Genomic DNA, 17,943 nt, shown 5'->3' with positions numbered 1-17,943 from the left:
AAGTTGCCGGGCAACACCACTTGGTTTAGACTGGCTCTTTCCCTTGCGCCGAGCCACTATGTCCGCACGCCCCATCCGCCTGCTGAGCGTCACCCTCCTCGCCCTGGTTGCGCTCGCCGCCTGCAAAGGCGAAAAGCCGGCGGCGCCGCCGAAGCCGGCCGCCGTCCAGGCACCGGCCGCGCCCACGCGCACGCGCGACCAGGCGATCGCCGAATTGATGGCGCTGCCGGAACTCAAGACGTGGTCGGAACAGATCGAAAAGCGCTCGCACGGCGCGGCCCACGGCGCCGTCATCGAGGACGACCCGAACCCGCGCGTCATCGACGGCAAACAGTATTACCAGCTGAGCTTCGTGGAAGACCGCAAGCAGGACGTGCACCGCCGCGCCAGCTTCCTCGTCGCGCACCAGGGCGACGAAATCCTCGTCGAAGACGTGGACAATGACACCGTGCAATCGCTGTCCGAATGGCGGCGCAGCATCCGCAACATCGAGTTGAAGTCGGGTTGACAGGACAATGGACTAAATGAATTACTTCAGCTAGGATTTGCATTTTTATTGCAAAAACAGCATGAAAATTCGACTGTCATTCATTCTGTGCCTCGCCACACTCCTGCAGGGATGCGTCCCGATCCCGACCCGTAACACGGACGAGAAGTATTATTATCTTCCGACATCGAATGCGCCATTGCACAGCTATTCGAACGGCGCCGATCTGCATCGCTACTTCGACTGCTACCGCTCCCTCGACGGCGACCGGGAAACCTGTCATCCGCAATACGTGGTCGTCGAACACGGCGACAAACCCGACTGGCAACCGATCGTGTTGAACCACGATGCGGTGAATCTACGCTTGAGAGATGATTTACCGGGCTTCAAACCGGTGTTATCCGCATACAGCGGCACGACCCGGCGCGTAGTGGGACGATGGGAAGAAGACAGAAGTACGGAGAAGCCGAACGACTATTTCCCCAACGTGGCATTCGTCGACTACGACGCCGCGGCAAACAAAAAACTTGCCCAGGCTGAGCGCCGCGGCGGCATGGATTCCATCGACATCTGGTTCAACGAGCCCTGGTGCAGGTACAGGTCGAAGCCGACGCTGCCGATGCTGGTCGTCGAGGATGAGAGTTCCACCTGGATCTTTGTCGACATGGACCCCGCGTGCCAGTCGAGCGCGGCAGACTTGCGCGTTCCTGCCGACATGATGCGCTTCGACCGGCCCGAGCGCTTTGCGGACGTGCTGCACAAGCCCATGAACCTGTTTTACCTGCCCCGGCGCGACACGGATTCCAGACGGCCCCGCTTCGTCACCAGCGACCCCGTACGTCTGAAGAATCGACCCGACACCGTGATCGCCCCCGAGCACGTGCCGGTGCCGGCGGAGAAAGTCTTCAACCTCGAATACAACGAATTCCATGATCCGCTCGATGCCATGCCCGCATCGAACTTTCAGTGCAACTTTTCGAAAATACTGCTGGTCCAGTGGGTGGTCGGATGGGTCGATACCTACCCGACACTGGATGGATGCAAATCGATCGCCGCGCGGCTCCAGCATAAAAAATAAACGATGTTGATGCCGGCTCGGCATCGTCGTCTAGGTTGACCGAACTCAAACCGGCCCCCGGCAACGCGTCTATCGTGGACGCTGCCGCTGACCGTGCAGCGCCATCGTTCACGCCGCGTGGACGGTGGCGCCACTCCTCCCCCGGTCGGCGGCGCCTCGCCACTCGGCCAGGTAGTGCTGCGGCGTCTTGCCCAGCAGCTTGCGGAACATGCTCGTGAACGCGCTGGGGCTCGCATAGCCGAGCGTCTGCGCGATCGCGCCCACGCTCTCGCCGCGCGCCAGCATCTCGAACGCATGCGCCAGGTGCACCTGCTGCACCCACTGGCGGTAGTGCAATCCCGTCTCGCGGGGAAATAAACGGATCAGCGTGCGCGCGCTGGCCCCCGCGTCGAGCGCGTAGTCGTCGAGCCGGCGCTGGCGGGCAGGATGCGCCATGATGTCCGCGCACAAGGCCAGCAGGCGCCGGTCGCGCGGCCACGGCACGGCAATCGGCACCGTCTCCATCGCGGCCAGCTCCGACAGGATCAGCCGCGCCAGCGCCTCGCCGCGCCCGCCGGGCGGATAGTCGACGGGCTCGAGCGACAGCGCCACGATCAGCTCGCGCAGCAGCGGGCTCACTTCCAGCACCTTGCAGCCGTCGACGAGGTGGCCGGCCGCAAACGGTTCGATGTACAACGCGCGCATATTGACCCGGCTGAGCATCGTCAGCTCGTGCACGACGCCGGGCGCGATGAGCAGCGCGCGGCGCGGCGGGATGAGCCACACGCCCAGCTCCGTGCGCACCCGCATCACGCCCTCGCTGGCGTACAGCAATTGCACCCACGGGTGGCTGTGGGCTTCGACCAGTTCGCCATGCTGCACCTCCGACGGCACGGCCGTCACGCTGCGCGGGAGCTTGCCGAATTTCTGGCGGTAGGTGGGCGATGGCGCGAGTGTCATGGATGTCACTTGGGCGACGAAAAATGGAATATGCGCTGGAATTGCCCATATTACACTGATCCGCCATTCATCGAGAACACCACCATGACCACGCCCACTTCGCCCTCCATCGCGGCGGCCGGGCCGGCCAGCGCCGCGCCCGGGACCGTGCTCCAGATCCTGTTTTCCGTCGCCTTCGTGCACCTGCTGAACGATTGCGTGCAGGCCGTGCTGCCGTCGGTCTATCCGCTGCTGAAAGACGAGTTCGCGCTCACCTTCACGCAGGTCGGCCTGATCACGCTGACGTTCCAGTGCACCGCGTCGCTGCTGCAGCCGTGGATCGGCCTCGCCACCGACAAGCGCCCGCTCCCGTTCCTGCTGCCGGCCGGGATGTGCGTGACCCTGGCCGGCGTCGGGCTGCTGGCCGTCGCGGCCAGTTTTCCCATGCTGTTGCTGGCCGCCGGCATGATCGGCGTCGGCTCCTCGACCTTTCATCCGGAAGCGTCGCGCGTGGCGCGGTTGGCGTCCGGCGGGCGCTTCGGCTTCGCGCAATCGCTGTTCCAGGTGGGCGGCAACCTCGGCTCCGCATTCGGCCCGCTGCTGGCCGCCGCCATCATCGTCGGCCGCGGCCAGGGACGCATCGCCTGGTTCATGCTGTTCACGCTCGTCGCCGTGATCGTGCTGGTGGGCGTCGCCCGCTGGTACGGCAGCCATCTCCAGACCGTCACGCGCCGCGCCACCGCGCACGCCGGCCCGGCGCTGCCGCGCGCGACCGTCCTGCGCGCGCTGGCCGTGCTGGCCACGCTCGTGTTCTCGAAATACGTCTACATGGCGAGCCTGTCGAGCTATTACACGTTCTACCTGATCGAGAAATTCGGCGTCGCCGTCGGCACCGCGCAGCTGTACCTGTTTGCCTTCCTCGCGGCCGTCGCCGCCGGCACCTTCGCGGGCGGCCCGATCGGCGACCGCATCGGCCGCAAGCGCGTGATCTGGGTGTCGATCCTCGGCGCCGCGCCGTTCACGCTGGCGCTGCCGTACGCGGACCTGTTCTGGACGGGCGTGCTGTCGGTGGTGATCGGGCTCGTGATGTCGTCCGCGTTTTCCGCGATCGTCGTGTTCGCGCAGGAGCTCGTGCCGGGCAAGGTCGGCATGATCGCGGGGATCTTCTTTGGGCTGATGTTCGGCGTCAGCGGCATCGGCGCGGCGGCCATGGGGCATATCGCCGACGTGGCGGGGATAGCGACGGTGTATCGGCTGGCGTCGTTCCTGCCGTTGCTGGGGGTGCTGGCCGCGTTCTTGCCGAAGATCGAGCGGTGATTGTTGGCGGCTCCGGAATCGTGCGCGATATCGGAGTCGTCGCCTATCACCGCGTGGACGGGCTAGCCGTCCACCCTACGAATCAAGGTGCGAGATCAGAGCCCGCCTCCCCTCGCCCTCACCCTCTACCGCCGCCGGCGGCAACGTCCGCGCATGATGCACGTCGACGGAGATGCCGACCGCCATGATGTCGATGAGGAGCAGCTGCAGGATCCGCGAAATCATCGCGAGGAAATGCGTGCTGTCCTCGGCGTGATCCACCGCCAGCAGCACGTCCGCGCGGCGCGCCAGCGGCGACTGGCTGTTGCAGATGGCGATGACGTCGGCGCCGGCCGCGCGCGCCGCTTCCACCGCCGACAGCAGGTCCGGCAGGCGGCCCGAATTCGAGATCGCGACGACGACGTCGCCCGGCCCCAGCAACTCGGCCGCCAGCTTGAACAGGTGCGAATCGCCGTACAGCGCCGTCGGGATGCGGAAGCGGAAGAACTTGTGCTGGCCGTCCAGCGCGACCACGCGCGAATTCCCCATCGCGTAGAACTCCACGCGCTTGGCGCGGCTCACCAGTTCGATCGCGCGGTCGATGGCGCGCACGTCCAGCTGGTCGCGGAATTGCAGGATCGCCGAGATCGTGTTGTCGATGACCTTCGCCGACAGGTCGTGCGTGCTGTCGCTGCCGCGCACCTGGCTGTGGCGCACCGGGATGGAGCCCGTCAGGCTGCTCGCGAACTTCAGCTTGAAGTCCGCGAGGCCCAGGAAACCGAGCGAGCGGCAGAAGCGGATCACGGTCGGCTGGCTCACGTCCGCCAGCTTCGCGATGCCGGCGATCGGCTCGTTCAGCACGAGGCGCGGCTGGTCCAGCACGAGGGCCGCCACGCGCTGCTCGGCCGGCGTCAGTTCCGGCCGCAGCTTGTGGATACGGTCCATCAGCGTGTTGCCCCCGCTGCGGCCGCGCAGGTGTTCCGACAGGATGTTCGCGACGCCGTCGAACGCCACGTGCGGCGTCGAGATCACGTACGTCGGGATGTCCGACAGGTAGCTGGAAAAACGGCCCTTCGCCTCGAAGCGCGTGCGAAACGGCGACGTCAGGAACCACTCGCCCAGCCGCGGCACGATGCCCCCGCCGATGAAGATGCCGCCGAACGCGCCGAGCGTCACCGCCAGGTTCGCGGCCGCGCCGCCGAGCATGCCGCTAAAAGCATCCAGCACTTCCAGGCACAGCGGATCGTTGTCCTCGAGGGCGCCGGCGATGATCTCGGCCGAGGTGCGTGGCGCCACATCCACGCCGTTGCGCTCGGCCAGCGCGCGAAAAATGATCTCCATGCCGGGGCCGGAGATCAGGCGTTCGTTCGACACGTGGCTCCATTCGCGCCACGCGGCCTGCAGGATCGCGAACTCGCGCTCGTCGCTGGGCGCGAAGTTGACGTGGCCGCCCTCGCTGCCGAGGGTGACGAAGCCGTCGACGGTCGGGATGCCGCCCGAGACGCCCAGGCCCGTGCCCGGTCCGAGCACGCCCAGCACGGCGCCCGGCACGGGTTTGCCGGGGCCCACCTGCATCAGGTCCGATTCCTTCAGGCCCGGGATCGCCATCGCCAGCGCCGTGAAGTCGTTCACGATCAACAGCGTATCGAGGCCCAGTTCGCGCCGCACGGCGTCCGTGGAAAATTCCCACGGCCGGTTCGTCATGCGCACGTAGTCGCCGTCGACGGGGTTCGCGAGCGCGAACGCGCCGTGGTGCAGGCGCGTGTCCGCGTGCTCGGCAAGATAGAAACGCAGCATCGGCACGATGCCCGTGAAGTCGTCGCACTTGAGCACGCGCACCGAGCGATAGCTGCCGGGCGCGGTCTGCAGTGCGAAGCGTGCGTGCGTCGCGCCGATGTCGGCCAGCAGGCGCGGGCCGTCGGCGAACGCGGTGCGGGTGGGCTTGTCGCCCCCGTCCAGTTGTTCTTCCATGTCAGGCGACCTTGCCGAACCACGCGCCGTAAGGCGGCAGCGTGACCGTCGTCCCGTTCACGGCGCCCGGCAGGCCATGGCCTTCCAGCGGCGCCGCGCCAACGGCATCAAGCCAGTCGAACGTCAGCGGCGCGTCGGTCACGTTGAACACGGCCAGCACGGACGGATGGCCGTCAAGGTCGCGGCGCAGCGCCAGCGCCTGCTCCGGCACGTCGAAGAACACGATGTCGCCGCGCGTCAGCTGGGGCAAGGTGCGGCGCCAGCGGATGATGTTGCGCGCGAAGTTCAAGGTCGACTGCGGGTCCTGGTCCTGGCCCGCCTCGGCCAGGCGCAGGTGCTCGGGCGGCACGGGCAGCCACGGCTTGCCCGTCGTGAAACCGGCGTTCGGCGCGTCGTTCGTCCACGGCATCGGCGTGCGGCAGCCGTCGCGGCCCTTGAACTCGGGCCAGAACGTGATGCCGTACGGGTCCTGCAGCAGTTCGTACGGGACGTCCGCTTCCGGCAGCGCCAGCTCGTCGCCCTGGTACAGGCACGGCGTGCCCTTCAGCGACAGCTGCAGCGCCAGCACGAGTTTCGACAGCGAGGCAGTCCACTCCCCGCTGGACCAGCGCGTGGCGACGCGGGCCGAATCGTGGTTACCGACCGACCACGACGCCCAGCCATCCTTCACGCGCGCGTTGAATTCCTCGACCTGGCGGCGGATGTGGCGGCTGGAGAACTGCGGCGTCAGGAGGTTGAAGCTGTACGCCATGTGCAGCTTGTCGCCGCCCGTCGTGTAGTCGGCCATGACGGCCAGCGAATCGTCCGCGCCCACCTCGCCGATCGAGACGGCGCCGTATTCGTCCAGCAGCTTGCGCAGCCTTTGCAGGAACGCGATGTTTTCCGGCTGGGTCTTGTCGTGGATGTGGGCCTGCATGCCGTACGGGTTCACGTCCGTGACGGTCGACGTGTCGCGCACGAGCGCGGGCGGATTGCTGCGCAGCTCACGGTCGTGGAAGTGGAAATTGCAGGCGTCCATGCGCACGCCGTCGACGCCGCGCTCGAGCCAGAAGCGCAGCGAATCCAGGTGCGCCTGCTGGACTTCCGGATTGTGGAAGTTCACCTGCGGCTGGTTCACGAGGAAGTTATGCATGTAGTACTGCTTGCGGCGGCTGTCCCACTGCCACGCCGAGCCGCCGAACACGGACAGCCAGTTGTTGGGCGGGTTGCCGTCCGGGAGCGGATCGGACCACACATACCAGTCGGCCTTCGGGTTGTCGCGGCTCGAACGGCTTTCGACGAACCACGGGTGGTTCTCGGCCGTGTGCGCCATCACCTGGTCGATCATGATCTTCAGGCCCAGCGAATGCGCCTTGGCGACCAGCGCATCGAAATCCGCGAGGGTGCCGAACAGCGGATCGACGTCGCAATAGTCCGCGATGTCGTAGCCGAAGTCCTTCATCGGCGACTTGAAGAACGGCGACAGCCAGACGATGTCCACGCCCAGGCTGGCGATGTAATCCAGCTTGGCGGTGATGCCCGGCAGGTCGCCGACGCCGTCGCCATTCGTATCGAGGTAGCTGCGCGGATAGACCTGGTAGATGATGGCTTCGCGCCACCACGGATTCTTGTCGTGCGAGGAAGTGGTCATGTGCTGTCTCTCCAGTAATTTTACGCAATATACAGGATGATATGCGGCATGACAATCCGCGCGAAAATCACGATTACGGAGCAAATATCGCTTTAAATCATTGACTTACGAATTTTCATACAAAGTGGAAACGCTTCATTCGGTAGTCAAACTACATCAAAAGGTGTTAACCTGTCGCGCCAACCGAACACTCGCCGCGACCACCATGACACGAACGACCCTCCCCGCCGCCGGCGCCCTGCTTTTGCTGCTCGCCGGCGCCGCCCATGCCGCCATCGGACCGGACGCCTGCGACGCCGACGGCTTTCAGACCGTCCTGCATCCCGCCGCCGCCCGCTTCGACGCGCGCGCCGTCTGGCTCGACGCGCGGCTCGTCAAATGGCCGGGCAGCGCGTCCGATGGCGTGTTCCGCCTCTACCATTCGGCGCGCGGCGCGATCGCGGCGCCCGCGGGCGCCGCGGTGAGCGGCGCGGACGGCGCCCTCCGCCTCGACGTCTTCACGGGCCCTGTGCCGCCGGCGGCCGCCGCCCGCTTCCGCTACCTGGCCGGCGGCCCGGTGCTGCGCGTGGGCGCCGCCGCCGCCGCCTCGCTGCCCGATCTGCACCGCGGCCAGCTCGTGCTCGTGCGCGAGGATGCGGACGGCCGCGTGCTGGACGCCACGCGCATCCAGGCGGCAGGCGCCCTCGACGACCTGTACGCGCCCGCCGCCGGCCTGGCGCCGCTGGGCGTGGACATCAAAGCCGGCCGCACGCGCTTCACGGTGTGGGCGCCGACCGCGCAGCAAGCCGCCGTCTGCGTCTACGACGGCGGCACGGGCCGCGCGCGTGCCGTCTACCAGATGGACTTCGACCGCCGCACGGGCGCCTGGCGCGCCGCCCTGCCGGGCGATTCGACCGGCAAGTACTACCGCTACGCCATCGACGTGCCGGTCGATGCCGGCATCGTGCGCAACCTCGTCACCGATCCGTATTCGATCGGCCTGACGACGGATTCGACGCGCAGCTATATCGCGCGCCTGGATTCGCCGCGCCTGAAGCCGGCCGGCTGGGGCACGACACCCGCGCCGCGGACGGTCGAGCACCAGACGGACATGGTCGTCTACGAGCTGCACGTGCGCGATTTTTCGCGCGACGACGCCAGCGTGCCACCGGCCCATCGCGGCAAATACCTCGCCTTCACGGATACCGGATCAAGCGGCATGCGGCACCTGGCGGCGCTCGCGCGCAGCGGCCTCACGGACGTCCACCTGCTGCCCGTGTACGACTTCGCCAGCTTGCCCGAGGCGTCGTGCGCGGTGCCCGTGCCGGCCGGCGCGCCCGACGGCGACACCCAGCAGGCGCTGATCAAGAGAACCGCGGAGACGGATTGCTTCAACTGGGGCTACGACCCGTTCCACTACGACGCGCCGGAAGGCAGTTATTCGACCGACCCCGCCGACGGCGCGCGCCGCATCGTCGAATTCCGCCGGATGGTGCAAAGCCTGCACCGCATCGGCCTGCGCGTCGGGATGGACGTCGTGTTCAACCACACCTTCACGGCGGGACAGAACGAAAAATCCGTCCTCGACCGCGTCGTCCCCGGCTATTACCACCGCCTGAACGCGCGCGGCGCCATCGAGCGCTCGACCTGCTGCGACAACACGGCGACGGAAAACCGCATGATGGGCAAGCTGATGATCGACTCCGTCGCGCTGTGGGCGAAGGCATACAGGATCGATTCGTTCCGCTTCGACCTGATGGGCCACCAGCCGCGCGCCGTGATGGAACGCTTGCAGCGCGACGTGAACGCGGCGGCCGGCCGCGACGTCCAGCTGATCGGCGAAGGCTGGAACTTCGGCGAAGCGGCGGACGGCGCGCGCTTCGTGCAGGCGTCGCAGCTGTCCCTGAACGGCAGCGGCATCGGCACCTTCAACGACCGCCTGCGCGACGCCGTGCGCGGCGGCTCCGCCGGCGACGCCGGCGACGCGATGTTCGGCCGCCAGGGCTGGATCAATGGCCTCGTCTACGATCCGAACGCGCACGCGGGCACGCGTCCCGCCGCCGACCTGCTCGAGACGGCGGACCTCGTGCGCGCGGGGCTCGCGGGCTCGATCCGCTCGTACGCCCTCCGCACGTTCGACGACAGGACGGTGCCGCTCGAGGCCATCGACTACAACGGCCAGCCGGCGGGCTATGCGAGCGCGCCGGGCGAGGTCGTGAACTATGTCGAGAACCACGACAACCAGACCTTGTTCGACATCGACGTCCTCAAGCTGCCCCTTGCGACGACCGGCCGGGAACGAGCACGCGTGCAGGTGCTGGGCATGGCCGTCGACGCGTTCGCGCAGGGCGTCGCCTACTTCCACGCGGGCATCGACGTGCTGCGCTCGAAATCGCTGGACCGCAACAGCTTCAATTCCGGCGACTGGTTCAACCGGATCGACTGGACGTACCGCGACAACCACTTCGGCACGGGCCTGCCGCCTGCCGACGACAACGGCCGCGACTGGCCGCTGCTGAAGCCCTTGCTGGCCAACGCCGCCATCAAGCCGGCGCCCGCCGACATCGCGTTCGCGCGCGACGCGTTCCGCGACCTGCTCGCCATCCGCGCCAGCTCCACCCTGTTCCGCCTGCCGACGGCCGCGGCCATCCGGCAGCGCCTGCGCTTCTTCAACACCGGCAGCACGCAGATCCCGACGGTGGTCGCCGCGCACCTGGACGGCCGCGGCCTGGCGGGCGCGGGGTTCGCCGGCATCGCGTACTTCATCAACGTGGACAAGGCCGGGCACACGGTGACCGATCCGGAATCCATCGGCAAACGCCTGCACCTGCACCCCGTGTTCCTGTCCGACCACGCGGCCGACAAGCGCGCGACGCAGGCCACGTTCGACGCTGCGACGGGCGCATTCTCGATCCCGCCGCGCACGGCCGTCGTGTTCGTCGAGGACTAGCGGAACCTCACATCGGCCGGAAGCGCCAGGCGAACGTCTGGCTGACGCGGAAGACGTCGTCGCGCCGGGCGTCCAGCCACCAAACGGGCGCTACCAGCTGGCGATCATCAGCGGCTTCACGGACGGCTTTCACTTGCGATCCGGCGTGGGTACTGGGCGGGTGGCGGACGGCGCCGGAGACTGTCGTGCCGCACCGACCCTCAACTTTATATTTACACAATAGTTAAATTTCGAATAACATCAGGATTCCATTTCGCCACCACACATCGACATGCACAAGCCGCTCCTGTCCGCCGCCCTGGCCCTCGTCGTCGTCTTGCTGGCTTCCTGCGGTGGACAGGAGCAGCAACAGGTTCAACACGGCAGCGCGGCGCGCACCGCCGGCGCCGTGGGCGTCGCGGCGGACGTGGATGCGGATTACGAATACCTGGTGCAGCAGCTTTACCTCGGCTATTTCGGGCGGCCCGCCGATCCGGCCGGCCTGGCCTACTTCACGCACGCCTACCGCGCCGCCCATGCGCCGACGACGGTTGGAGAACTGCTCGGCGCTTACGGGACGAATGCCGCCGTACGCGACCTGGTCGACGCCTTCGCCGCGAGCGAGGAGTCGAAGCGGCTGTATCCGGTCTGCCAGACCACCTGTTACGACTCGCAATGGATATTCGCGCTGTATCAAGGCCTGTTCTCGCGTGACCCCGACCTGCCCGGCTACCAGTTCTGGGCCGACGCGCTCAACCTGCACGGCGCCACGCGGGCCAACGTCCTGTTGTCCGTCCTGGCCGGCGCCCAGGGGACGGACGCCGACCTGGCCGCCCGCAAGGTGCGGATCGCCATGCAATTCACCCGCGCACTCGACGCGACCGGGCAGCGCGCCGCCTACGACGGCCACCTCGCGAATGCCATCGCACGCGCCCTGATGCAGAGCGTACCCGGCATGGCCGACGACACCGCGGTCCAGTCGAATATCGACGCCACCATCGGACGCCTCGCCGATCTCGCCGCCGGCAAGTTCGACGAGGTGGCGGCGGGTACGCGCAGGATCCTCCTGCTCGCGTCACCGGAACGGCTGGCCGACAACGGCGCGCGCCTGGCGGCGCTGGCCGGCGCGATGAGCAGCGACTTGAACGGCCTGCGCCCCGACGGCCCGGCGTGGAGCGTGGACGTCGCCGGCGCCGCGGCGTCGATCGGCGCCATCCGCGCGCAGCTCAAGGGCTACGACGGCGCCATCCTCGTCGGCCGGGTCGCCGTTCCCACTGCCGCCGATGCGCCTTTCCTCGACGTGTATCGCCTGCCCGATTGCCCGGCCTTCGAGATGGATGACAGCGGCCATGTCTTCAATGCCACGGCCCCCCGCTCGGCCGATCCGCGTTGCCGGAACGGCCTGGTGATATCGGTCCTGCGCGGGACCAGCAGCGCAGCCGAATCGGGCGAAGTGGCGAACAAGCTGGACCAGATGATCGCCTACCACCGCGGCAGCAAGGTGGCGAACGCCGGCTGGGCCCAACGCTTCCGTCTCATCGAAGCCGGCTGGTTCGGCGGTCCGGCAGCCCAGTGGGGCGATCAATCGGCCAAGTGGGCGGGCATCGGCCTGTACCCGGCGAGCGCCATCAGTTACCTGAACGACGGCACGTCGGTACAGCGGCGCGACGCCTTCCTCGACTGCATCGGGCACGACAACGAGATGTGCGTCGCGAACCTGCATGGCGCGCCCGACTTTCTGCAATTCGAGGGCCCCGGTACGCCGGACGTCTTCTATTCGAGCGACAGCACCGACTGGCAGGCGTCGAGCCTGACCTCGCAATTCGTCAAGGCCAAGTACATCGAACTGGCGTCCTGCAGTACGCAGAACTTCCTGTTCGAGAACTCCGTCGGGACGACCCTGCTCATGCGCGGAAACGCGCTGCTCACGCGCGGCACGACCGACGTCACGCTCGTCACGAGCGCCTACGAAGAAGACATCATCAAGAACGATTATGCCTTGCTCCAGAACGGCAGCACGTTCGCGCAAGCCTCCTATGGACGCCTGGAAGGCTCGCCCGTGAGCCTGCAGGGCGATCCCTACATCACGATGCGTCCCGTACCGACGGGGCCCCAGCCGAAACTGGTCATCGACGGCAAACACCAGAACGGCGGCGCGCTGACCGTGCCGATCGTGATGCCCGATGCGGTCGGCGGCGCGAGCGCAAAGCGGGTCGTGACATTTTCCAATCGCGGCGACGCCGATCTGCACGTTCGTATCGATTCGATCTTCGCCGTGACGGGCGTCGGCTACGACACGCCCCAGGGCCAGTTCGAGTATGGCTACAACGCGCAGTTCGAAACGGACCTCCAGGAGAATTTTTCCGACGGCCGCGTGTTGCTCTGGCCGGACTTCCCGCTCGAGCAGAACGGCGGCGCCATGCCGGTCACGCTCAAGCCGGGCCAGAGCGTCGCGATCACGTACCGGCTTTCCGTGCGCACGGGCCCCGACGGCAAACCGAAGCGGCCGGGCCTGTACAACGGCCAGCTCACCGTCACGTCGGACGACCCCGGCAGCGCGCGCGTCTATCTGGCGGTACAGGGACGCGTGCGCTGAGCCGTTCGCATGCGGCATGACGGACCGGCCCCAACCCTTGGTACAATCGCCTCACCATGAACAAGACCGCCATTTCCCTGATCCTCGGCGCGACCCTGGCCGCCGCGCTGTCCGCCTGCGACAGCAAGACCTCCGCCAACGACAAGAATTTCGGCATCGCCGTCAACCAGTACTTCGCCAAGAAGGGCGACATGTGCCTGGACCCCGTGACGTGGCCGGTCGACGTGTACGAAGCGGACCTGCGCCAGCAGAAGCTGTACCCGGACGGCCCCGCCGGCCAGATGGCGGCGCTGGAAGCGGCGGGCCTGGCCAAGGGCGAGGACATGGAATTGCCCGTCACCTTTGTCGACGGCAAGCCGGGCGGACCGAAGGTGAAGGTCAGGCGCTACGTCATGACCGACGCCGCCAAGCCCTATCTGCGCGCGGATGCGGGGCGCAAGCCGCGCCTGTGCTGGGGCCACAAGTCGCTGGACAAGGTGATCCGCTGGGCGGACCCGGCCAAGGCGGGCGACCACGAGGAATCCGCCGTGATCTACACGTACACGCTGTCGAACGTGGCCGGCTGGGCCAGGAAGCCGCAGGTCAAGGAGGCGTTCCCCATCCTCGGGCGGACCGTCGACGGCGAGCACACGCAGAAGGAAAAGCTGTACGTGAAGCTCACGCCGCAAGGGTGGGAAGGAATCGGCCTGAACGACTGAGGCTGGGTCAGCCCCGCTTGCGTGCCCGATCCGTCAGCACGAGCGCGATCCCGCCCAGGATCGCGACGACGGCCACCGCGAGCCGCGGCGTGAACGGCTCGTCCAGCCACAACGTGCCGCCGCATGCCGCGATCACGGGCACGGACAACTGCACGCTCGCGGCCTGCAACGCCGACAGGCCGCGCAGCGCCGCATACCAGATCACGTAGCCGAGCCCCGACGTCAGCGCGCCCGAGGCGATGGCGAGCGCGATTCCGGCGGCGTCCGCATGGGCACGCGCGCCGAACGCGACACCCAGCAGCAAGGCGAGCGGCAACGCGCGCAGGAAGTTGGAGGCGGTGGCCGCCAGCGGATCCGGCACCCCGCGCCCGCGCAGCGAGTACGCGCCCCACGCGGCGCCCGCGACCGCCATCAGCGCGGCGCCGGCGAGCGGCGGCGCCGCGACGCCGGGCAGCACGAGCACGACGAGCCCCGCGGCCGCCAGCGCCAGTCCCGCCCAGCCGGCGGGCGCGAACCGCTCGCCGCCCGCGAGGCCCACGGCGAACATCGTCAGTTGCACGGCGCCGAACAAAATCAGCGCGCCCGTCCCCGCCGACAAGGTGAGGTAGGCGAAGGAAAACGCGGCCACGTAGGCGAACAGCATGACGGCGGCGCGCCAGTCGGGGGTTGCGGCGGGACGCGAGCGCAGGCGCAGCGCGACGGCCAGCACGAGCGCGCCGGCCGTCACGCGGATGACGCCGAACGACGCGGGGTCGACGTGGCCGTCGCGCAGCGCGACGCGGCACAGCAGCGAATTCGCCGCGAACGCCGCCATCGCGAGCGCGGTCAGGGCGATCGTGGCGGAGGTCGCGCGCGCCACGAGGACGTCAGATGTCGAGGTGGGAGATCAGCAGGCGGCGCCGTTCGGTGTCGCCGTCGCCCGTGACCTCGCCGGCCGGGCCCAGCGAGATGCCGACGGCCATGATGTCGATGAGGAGCAGTTGCAGGATGCGCGAGATCATCGACAGGAACGTCGTGCTGTCCTCGCTGTGATCGACGGCGAGGCACACGCTGGCCTTGCGCGCCAGCGCCGATTTGCTGCTCGTGATGGCGATGACGTCGGCCCCGGCGGCGCGGGCGACGTCGACGGCGTCCAGCAGTTCCGGCAACTGGCCCGTCGTCGAGATGGCGACGACGACGTCGCCAGGGCCCAGCAGCTCGGCCGCCAGCGCGAACAGGTGCGAGTCGCCGTACGACGACGTCGGGATGCGGAAGCGGAAGAATTTATGCTGACCGTCCAGCGCCACGACGCGCGAATTGCCCATCGCGTAGAACTCGACGCGCTTGGCGCGGCGCAGGATGTCGATGGCGCGGTCGATCGAGTTCACGTCGAGCTGGTCGCGGAATCTCAGGATCGCGGACACCGTGTTGTCGATGACCTTCGCGGACAGGTCGTGCGTGCTGTCCGTCATGCGCACCTGGCTGTGGCGCACGGGGATCGTGCCCGTCAGGCTGCCGGCGAATTTCAGCTTGAAGTCGGCCAGGCCCGAGAAACCCAGCGAGCGGCAGAAACGGATCACGGTCGGTTGGCTGACGTCGGCCAGCTTCGCGATCTCGGCGATCGGCTCGGACAGCACCTTGCGCGGATGCTCGATCACGAGCTGCGCCACGCGCTGCTCGGCCGGCGACAGTTCGGGCTGCAGGTGCTGCACGCGCTCCATCAGCGTGTTGGCCCCGCTGCGGTTGCGCAGGTGTTCGGACAGGATGCTCGAGACGCCGTACAGTGCCGGCGTCGGCATCATGATCACGTACGTCGGGATCTGCGCCAGGTAGCTGGAGAAGCGGCCCTTGGCCTCGAAGCGCGTGCGGAACGGCGACGTCTTGAACCACTCGGCCATGCGCGGCACGATGCCGCCGCCGATGAAGATGCCGCCGAACGCGCCCAGCGTCACCGCCAGGTTCGCGGCCGCGCCGCCCAGCATGCCTGCGAAGCATTCCAGCACTTCCAGGCACAGCGGGTCGTTCTGCTCCAGCGCGCCCGCCATGATCGCGGCGGCGTCGCGCGGCGGCGCCTCTACACCATTGCGGAGCGCGAGCGCGCGATAAATGATTTCCATGCCGGGGCCGGAGATCAGGCGCTCGTTCGACACGTGCTGCCATTCGCGCCAGGCGTATTGCAGGATGGCGAACTCGCGCTCGTCGGCCGGGGCGAAGTTGACGTGGCCGCCCTCGCTGCCGAGGGTGACGAAACCGTCCATGGTCGGGATCACGCCCGACACGCCCAAGCCCGTGCCCGGACCGAGCACGCCGGCCACGGCGTTCGGCACAGGCTTGCCGCCGCCGATCTGCAGCAGGTCTTCCGGCTTGAAGCCGGGCAGCGCCATCGCCAGCGCCGTGAAGTCGTTCACGATCAACAGCGTCGTCAGGCCGAGCGTGCGCCGCACCTCTTCCGTCGAAAACTGCCAGTCGCGGTTGGTCATGCGGATGAAATCGCCGCTGATCGGGTTCGCGAGCGCGAACGCCGCGTGGGTGATGCGGGCGCCGCTGCTCTGGGCCTGGGTCTGCGCCAGGTAGGCGTTCAGCAGCGGGAGGATGCCGGGGTAGTCGTCGCACAGCAGCACGGCCACGTTGCGCATGACGCCCGGCGCGATCTCCAGGGCAAAGCGCGCATGGGTCGCGCCGATGTCGGCCAGGAGGCGCGGGCCGTCGGAGTAGGCGCCGCGGGTTGGCTTTTGTTCGGTATCGGGCTCAAGCGTCATCGTATTGCGTTTCTTGCGAAGGTGTCCTCTATTGCGGCTAGGATACCATTGATTGAAATGCACCAAAAAGCGATTATGAACCGAATCGGACGGTTACAACGAAAAAGCGGCCCCACAGGGACCGCTCTTGCCATATCGACAATTTCAGATCGAGGCTTCAGTGCGCGCGCGTCTCGGCATCGATCTTCGACTGCGCGCTGAAATCGCGCATGAACCAGCAGACGGCCAGCGTGCAGGCGATGACGGCCGTCGCGTACCAGTAAAAGCCGCTTTCCAGGTTGATCGACTTGAACCACAGGGCGAGATACTCGGCCGTGCCGCCGAACACGGACACCGCGAACGCATACGGCACGCCGACGCCGGTGGCGCGGATCGACGCCGGGAACAGCTCGGCCTTGACGAGCGCGTTGATCGACGTGTAGCCGGACACGATCATCCAGGCGCAGGCGATCAGGGCGAACGCTTGCCACGGGCCGCTGGCGTGGCGGATGGCGGACAGCAGCGGCACGGTGAACAACGTGCCGAGCAGCGCGAAGCCCACGAGCAGCGGACGGCGGCCGATGCGGTCGGACAGCGCGCCGTACAGCGGCTGCAGGCACATCGCGAACAGCAGCGACGCGGCCGACACGGCGGTGGCCTGCGCATCCGTCAGGCCGACGGACAGGCGCAGGAATTTCTGCATATACGTCGTGTAGACGTAGAACGCGAGCGTGCCGCCCATCGTCAGGCCGATCACCAGCAGCACCTCGCGCGGGTGCTGCGCCAGCTGCTTCAGGCCGCCCATCGGCTTGGCCTTTTTACGGGCGGCTTCGAACGCCTGGGTCTCCGGCAGGTTGTGACGCATGCGCAGCGCCAGCAGGGCGAGGCAGGCGCCGACGACGAACGGAATGCGCCAGCCCCAGGCATGCAACTGCTCGGCGTCGAGCAGGAATTTCTGCAGCACGAGCAGCAGGATCAGCGCCAGCAACTGGCCGCCGATCAGCGTCACGTACTGGAAGCTGCTGTAGAAGCCGCGGTGCTTCGAGTCCGCCATCTCCGACAAATACGTCGCGCTGGCGCCGTATTCGCCGCCGAGGCTCAGGCCCTGCAGCAGGCGCGCCAGCAGCAGGATGCACGGCGACAGGATGCCGGCGGCGGCATACGTGGGCGCGCAGGCGATCATGAGGGAGCCGAAGCACATCAGCAGCACGGACGTCATCAGCGCGGTCTTGCGGCCGACGCGGTCGCCGATGCGGCCGAACAGGACGCCGCCGATGGGACGCACGAAGAAGCCCAGCGCGAAGATGCCGGCCGTGGACATCATCTGCGCGGTCGGGTCCTGCTTGGGGAAGAACGCGCCCGCGAAGTACAGCGCGAAGGCCGAGTAGCAGTAGAAATCGAACCACTCGACGAGGTTGCCGGCCGAGCCGACCAGGATGGCCGCGAGACGCTTGCCGGAGATGCGTTCGGTGGTAGCGGCGCCGGCGCCGGCGGGCGCCTTGGACGTGACGGTGTTCATGGATGTCTCCTCCTTATTGGTGTGCCCACTATCCCAGCCGGCGCGCCGGCGCACATCCGCAACTTCGCTCTGCCGGCCTCCGTAAAATTACGGAGGCGGTTCCATTCGCTCCGCGCAACTGCTAT

The 17,943-nt window shown here is 67.6% G+C and carries 13 protein-coding genes; 6 read left to right on the top strand and 7 right to left on the bottom strand.

Going from position 1 to position 17,943, the window contains the following annotated elements; genetic code table 11:
- Window positions 1-58 precede the first annotated feature (58 nt).
- Window positions 59-508: a hypothetical protein gene (locus ISF28_RS12980; protein ID WP_198117602.1), complete on the top strand. Its 450-nt coding sequence runs from the start codon at window positions 59-61 to the stop codon at window positions 506-508.
- A 61-nt stretch (window positions 509-569) separates the two neighbouring features.
- Window positions 570-1,565 (top strand): hypothetical protein, encoded by a 996-nt coding sequence (locus ISF28_RS12975; protein ID WP_198117601.1) that lies wholly within the window; start codon window positions 570-572, stop codon window positions 1,563-1,565.
- A 108-nt stretch (window positions 1,566-1,673) separates the two neighbouring features.
- Here the strand turns inward: ISF28_RS12975 and ISF28_RS12970 are convergent, their stop codons facing one another.
- Window positions 1,674-2,504 (bottom strand): AraC family transcriptional regulator, encoded by an 831-nt coding sequence (locus ISF28_RS12970; RefSeq protein WP_198117600.1) that lies wholly within the window; start codon window positions 2,502-2,504, stop codon window positions 1,674-1,676.
- Window positions 2,505-2,588: 84 nt separating this feature from the next.
- On the opposite strand from ISF28_RS12970, the gene ISF28_RS12965 reads away from it, so the two are divergent.
- Window positions 2,589-3,800: an MFS transporter gene (locus tag ISF28_RS12965; protein WP_198117599.1), complete on the top strand. Its 1,212-nt coding sequence runs from the start codon at window positions 2,589-2,591 to the stop codon at window positions 3,798-3,800.
- Between the two features lie 75 nt (window positions 3,801-3,875).
- On the opposite strand, the gene glk is transcribed toward ISF28_RS12965, so the two are convergent.
- Window positions 3,876-5,750 carry a glucokinase gene (gene glk, locus ISF28_RS12960; RefSeq protein WP_198117598.1) on the bottom strand — a complete coding sequence of 625 codons (1,875 nt, stop codon included), beginning with the start codon at window positions 5,748-5,750 and terminating at the stop codon, window positions 3,876-3,878.
- 1 nt (window position 5,751) lies between these two features.
- A complete protein-coding gene (locus tag ISF28_RS12955; RefSeq protein WP_198117597.1) occupies window positions 5,752-7,380 on the bottom strand; it encodes an alpha-amylase family glycosyl hydrolase in 1,629 nt (542 codons plus the stop codon).
- 205 nt (window positions 7,381-7,585) lie between these two features.
- Here ISF28_RS12955 and ISF28_RS12950 point away from each other — a divergent pair, with 205 nt between their 5' ends.
- Window positions 7,586-10,309: an alpha-1,6-glucosidase domain-containing protein gene (locus ISF28_RS12950; protein ID WP_198117596.1), complete on the top strand. Its 2,724-nt coding sequence runs from the start codon at window positions 7,586-7,588 to the stop codon at window positions 10,307-10,309.
- Window positions 10,310-10,316: 7 nt separating this feature from the next.
- Here the strand turns inward: ISF28_RS12950 and ISF28_RS30890 are convergent, their stop codons facing one another.
- Window positions 10,317-10,442 (bottom strand): hypothetical protein, encoded by a 126-nt coding sequence (locus ISF28_RS30890; RefSeq protein ID WP_267876952.1) that lies wholly within the window; start codon window positions 10,440-10,442, stop codon window positions 10,317-10,319.
- 138 nt (window positions 10,443-10,580) lie between these two features.
- On the opposite strand from ISF28_RS30890, the gene ISF28_RS12945 reads away from it, so the two are divergent.
- Window positions 10,581-12,884, top strand: a complete 2,304-nt coding sequence (locus tag ISF28_RS12945; RefSeq protein ID WP_198117595.1) for a DUF4214 domain-containing protein — start codon at window positions 10,581-10,583, stop codon at window positions 12,882-12,884.
- 56 nt (window positions 12,885-12,940) lie between these two features.
- Window positions 12,941-13,582, top strand: a complete 642-nt coding sequence (locus ISF28_RS12940) for an SEN1982 family lipoprotein (protein WP_198117594.1) — start codon at window positions 12,941-12,943, stop codon at window positions 13,580-13,582.
- 7 nt (window positions 13,583-13,589) lie between these two features.
- Here the strand turns inward: ISF28_RS12940 and ISF28_RS12935 are convergent, their stop codons facing one another.
- The 3 genes from ISF28_RS12935 to ISF28_RS12925 all read right to left on the bottom strand — a co-directional run bounded on the left by ISF28_RS12935 (window position 13,590) and on the right by ISF28_RS12925 (window position 17,818).
- Entirely contained in the window at window positions 13,590-14,396 is an 807-nt protein-coding gene (locus tag ISF28_RS12935) for a DMT family transporter (protein WP_198117684.1), read from the bottom strand.
- Window positions 14,397-14,448: 52 nt separating this feature from the next.
- Window positions 14,449-16,320 carry a glucokinase gene (locus tag ISF28_RS12930; RefSeq protein WP_198117593.1) on the bottom strand — a complete coding sequence of 624 codons (1,872 nt, stop codon included), beginning with the start codon at window positions 16,318-16,320 and terminating at the stop codon, window positions 14,449-14,451.
- A 157-nt stretch (window positions 16,321-16,477) separates the two neighbouring features.
- Complete coding sequence (locus ISF28_RS12925) at window positions 16,478-17,818, bottom strand: MFS transporter (RefSeq protein ID WP_198117592.1); 1,341 nt, start codon at window positions 17,816-17,818, stop codon at window positions 16,478-16,480.
- Between the last annotated feature and the right edge of the window lie 125 nt (window positions 17,819-17,943).

It is taken from the genome of Massilia rhizosphaerae, from assembly GCF_016093545.1.
In the GTDB taxonomy this organism is placed as follows: domain Bacteria; phylum Pseudomonadota; class Gammaproteobacteria; order Burkholderiales; family Burkholderiaceae_D; genus Telluria; species Telluria rhizosphaerae.
The sequence above is the reverse complement of the archived record's forward strand: the minus strand, read 5'-3'. Positions and strand labels throughout refer to the sequence as shown.

What these genes read in the sequence shown, in the direction of transcription:
- ISF28_RS12980 (WP_198117602.1), top strand. Translation starts at nt 59, where the DNA reads ATGTCCGCACGCCCCATCCGCCTGCTGAGCGTCACCCTCCTCGCCCTG.
- ISF28_RS12975 (WP_198117601.1), top strand. Translation starts at nt 570, where the DNA reads ATGAAAATTCGACTGTCATTCATTCTGTGCCTCGCCACACTCCTGCAG.
- ISF28_RS12970 (WP_198117600.1), bottom strand. Translation starts at nt 2,504, where the DNA reads ATGACACTCGCGCCATCGCCCACCTACCGCCAGAAATTCGGCAAGCTC.
- ISF28_RS12965 (WP_198117599.1), top strand. Translation starts at nt 2,589, where the DNA reads ATGACCACGCCCACTTCGCCCTCCATCGCGGCGGCCGGGCCGGCCAGC.
- glk (WP_198117598.1), bottom strand. Translation starts at nt 5,750, where the DNA reads ATGGAAGAACAACTGGACGGGGGCGACAAGCCCACCCGCACCGCGTTC.
- ISF28_RS12955 (WP_198117597.1), bottom strand. Translation starts at nt 7,380, where the DNA reads ATGACCACTTCCTCGCACGACAAGAATCCGTGGTGGCGCGAAGCCATC.
- ISF28_RS12950 (WP_198117596.1), top strand. Translation starts at nt 7,586, where the DNA reads ATGACACGAACGACCCTCCCCGCCGCCGGCGCCCTGCTTTTGCTGCTC.
- ISF28_RS12945 (WP_198117595.1), top strand. Translation starts at nt 10,581, where the DNA reads ATGCACAAGCCGCTCCTGTCCGCCGCCCTGGCCCTCGTCGTCGTCTTG.
- ISF28_RS12940 (WP_198117594.1), top strand. Translation starts at nt 12,941, where the DNA reads ATGAACAAGACCGCCATTTCCCTGATCCTCGGCGCGACCCTGGCCGCC.
- ISF28_RS12935 (WP_198117684.1), bottom strand. Translation starts at nt 14,396, where the DNA reads ATGGCGGCGTTCGCGGCGAATTCGCTGCTGTGCCGCGTCGCGCTGCGC.
- ISF28_RS12930 (WP_198117593.1), bottom strand. Translation starts at nt 16,320, where the DNA reads ATGACGCTTGAGCCCGATACCGAACAAAAGCCAACCCGCGGCGCCTAC.
- ISF28_RS12925 (WP_198117592.1), bottom strand. Translation starts at nt 17,818, where the DNA reads ATGAACACCGTCACGTCCAAGGCGCCCGCCGGCGCCGGCGCCGCTACC.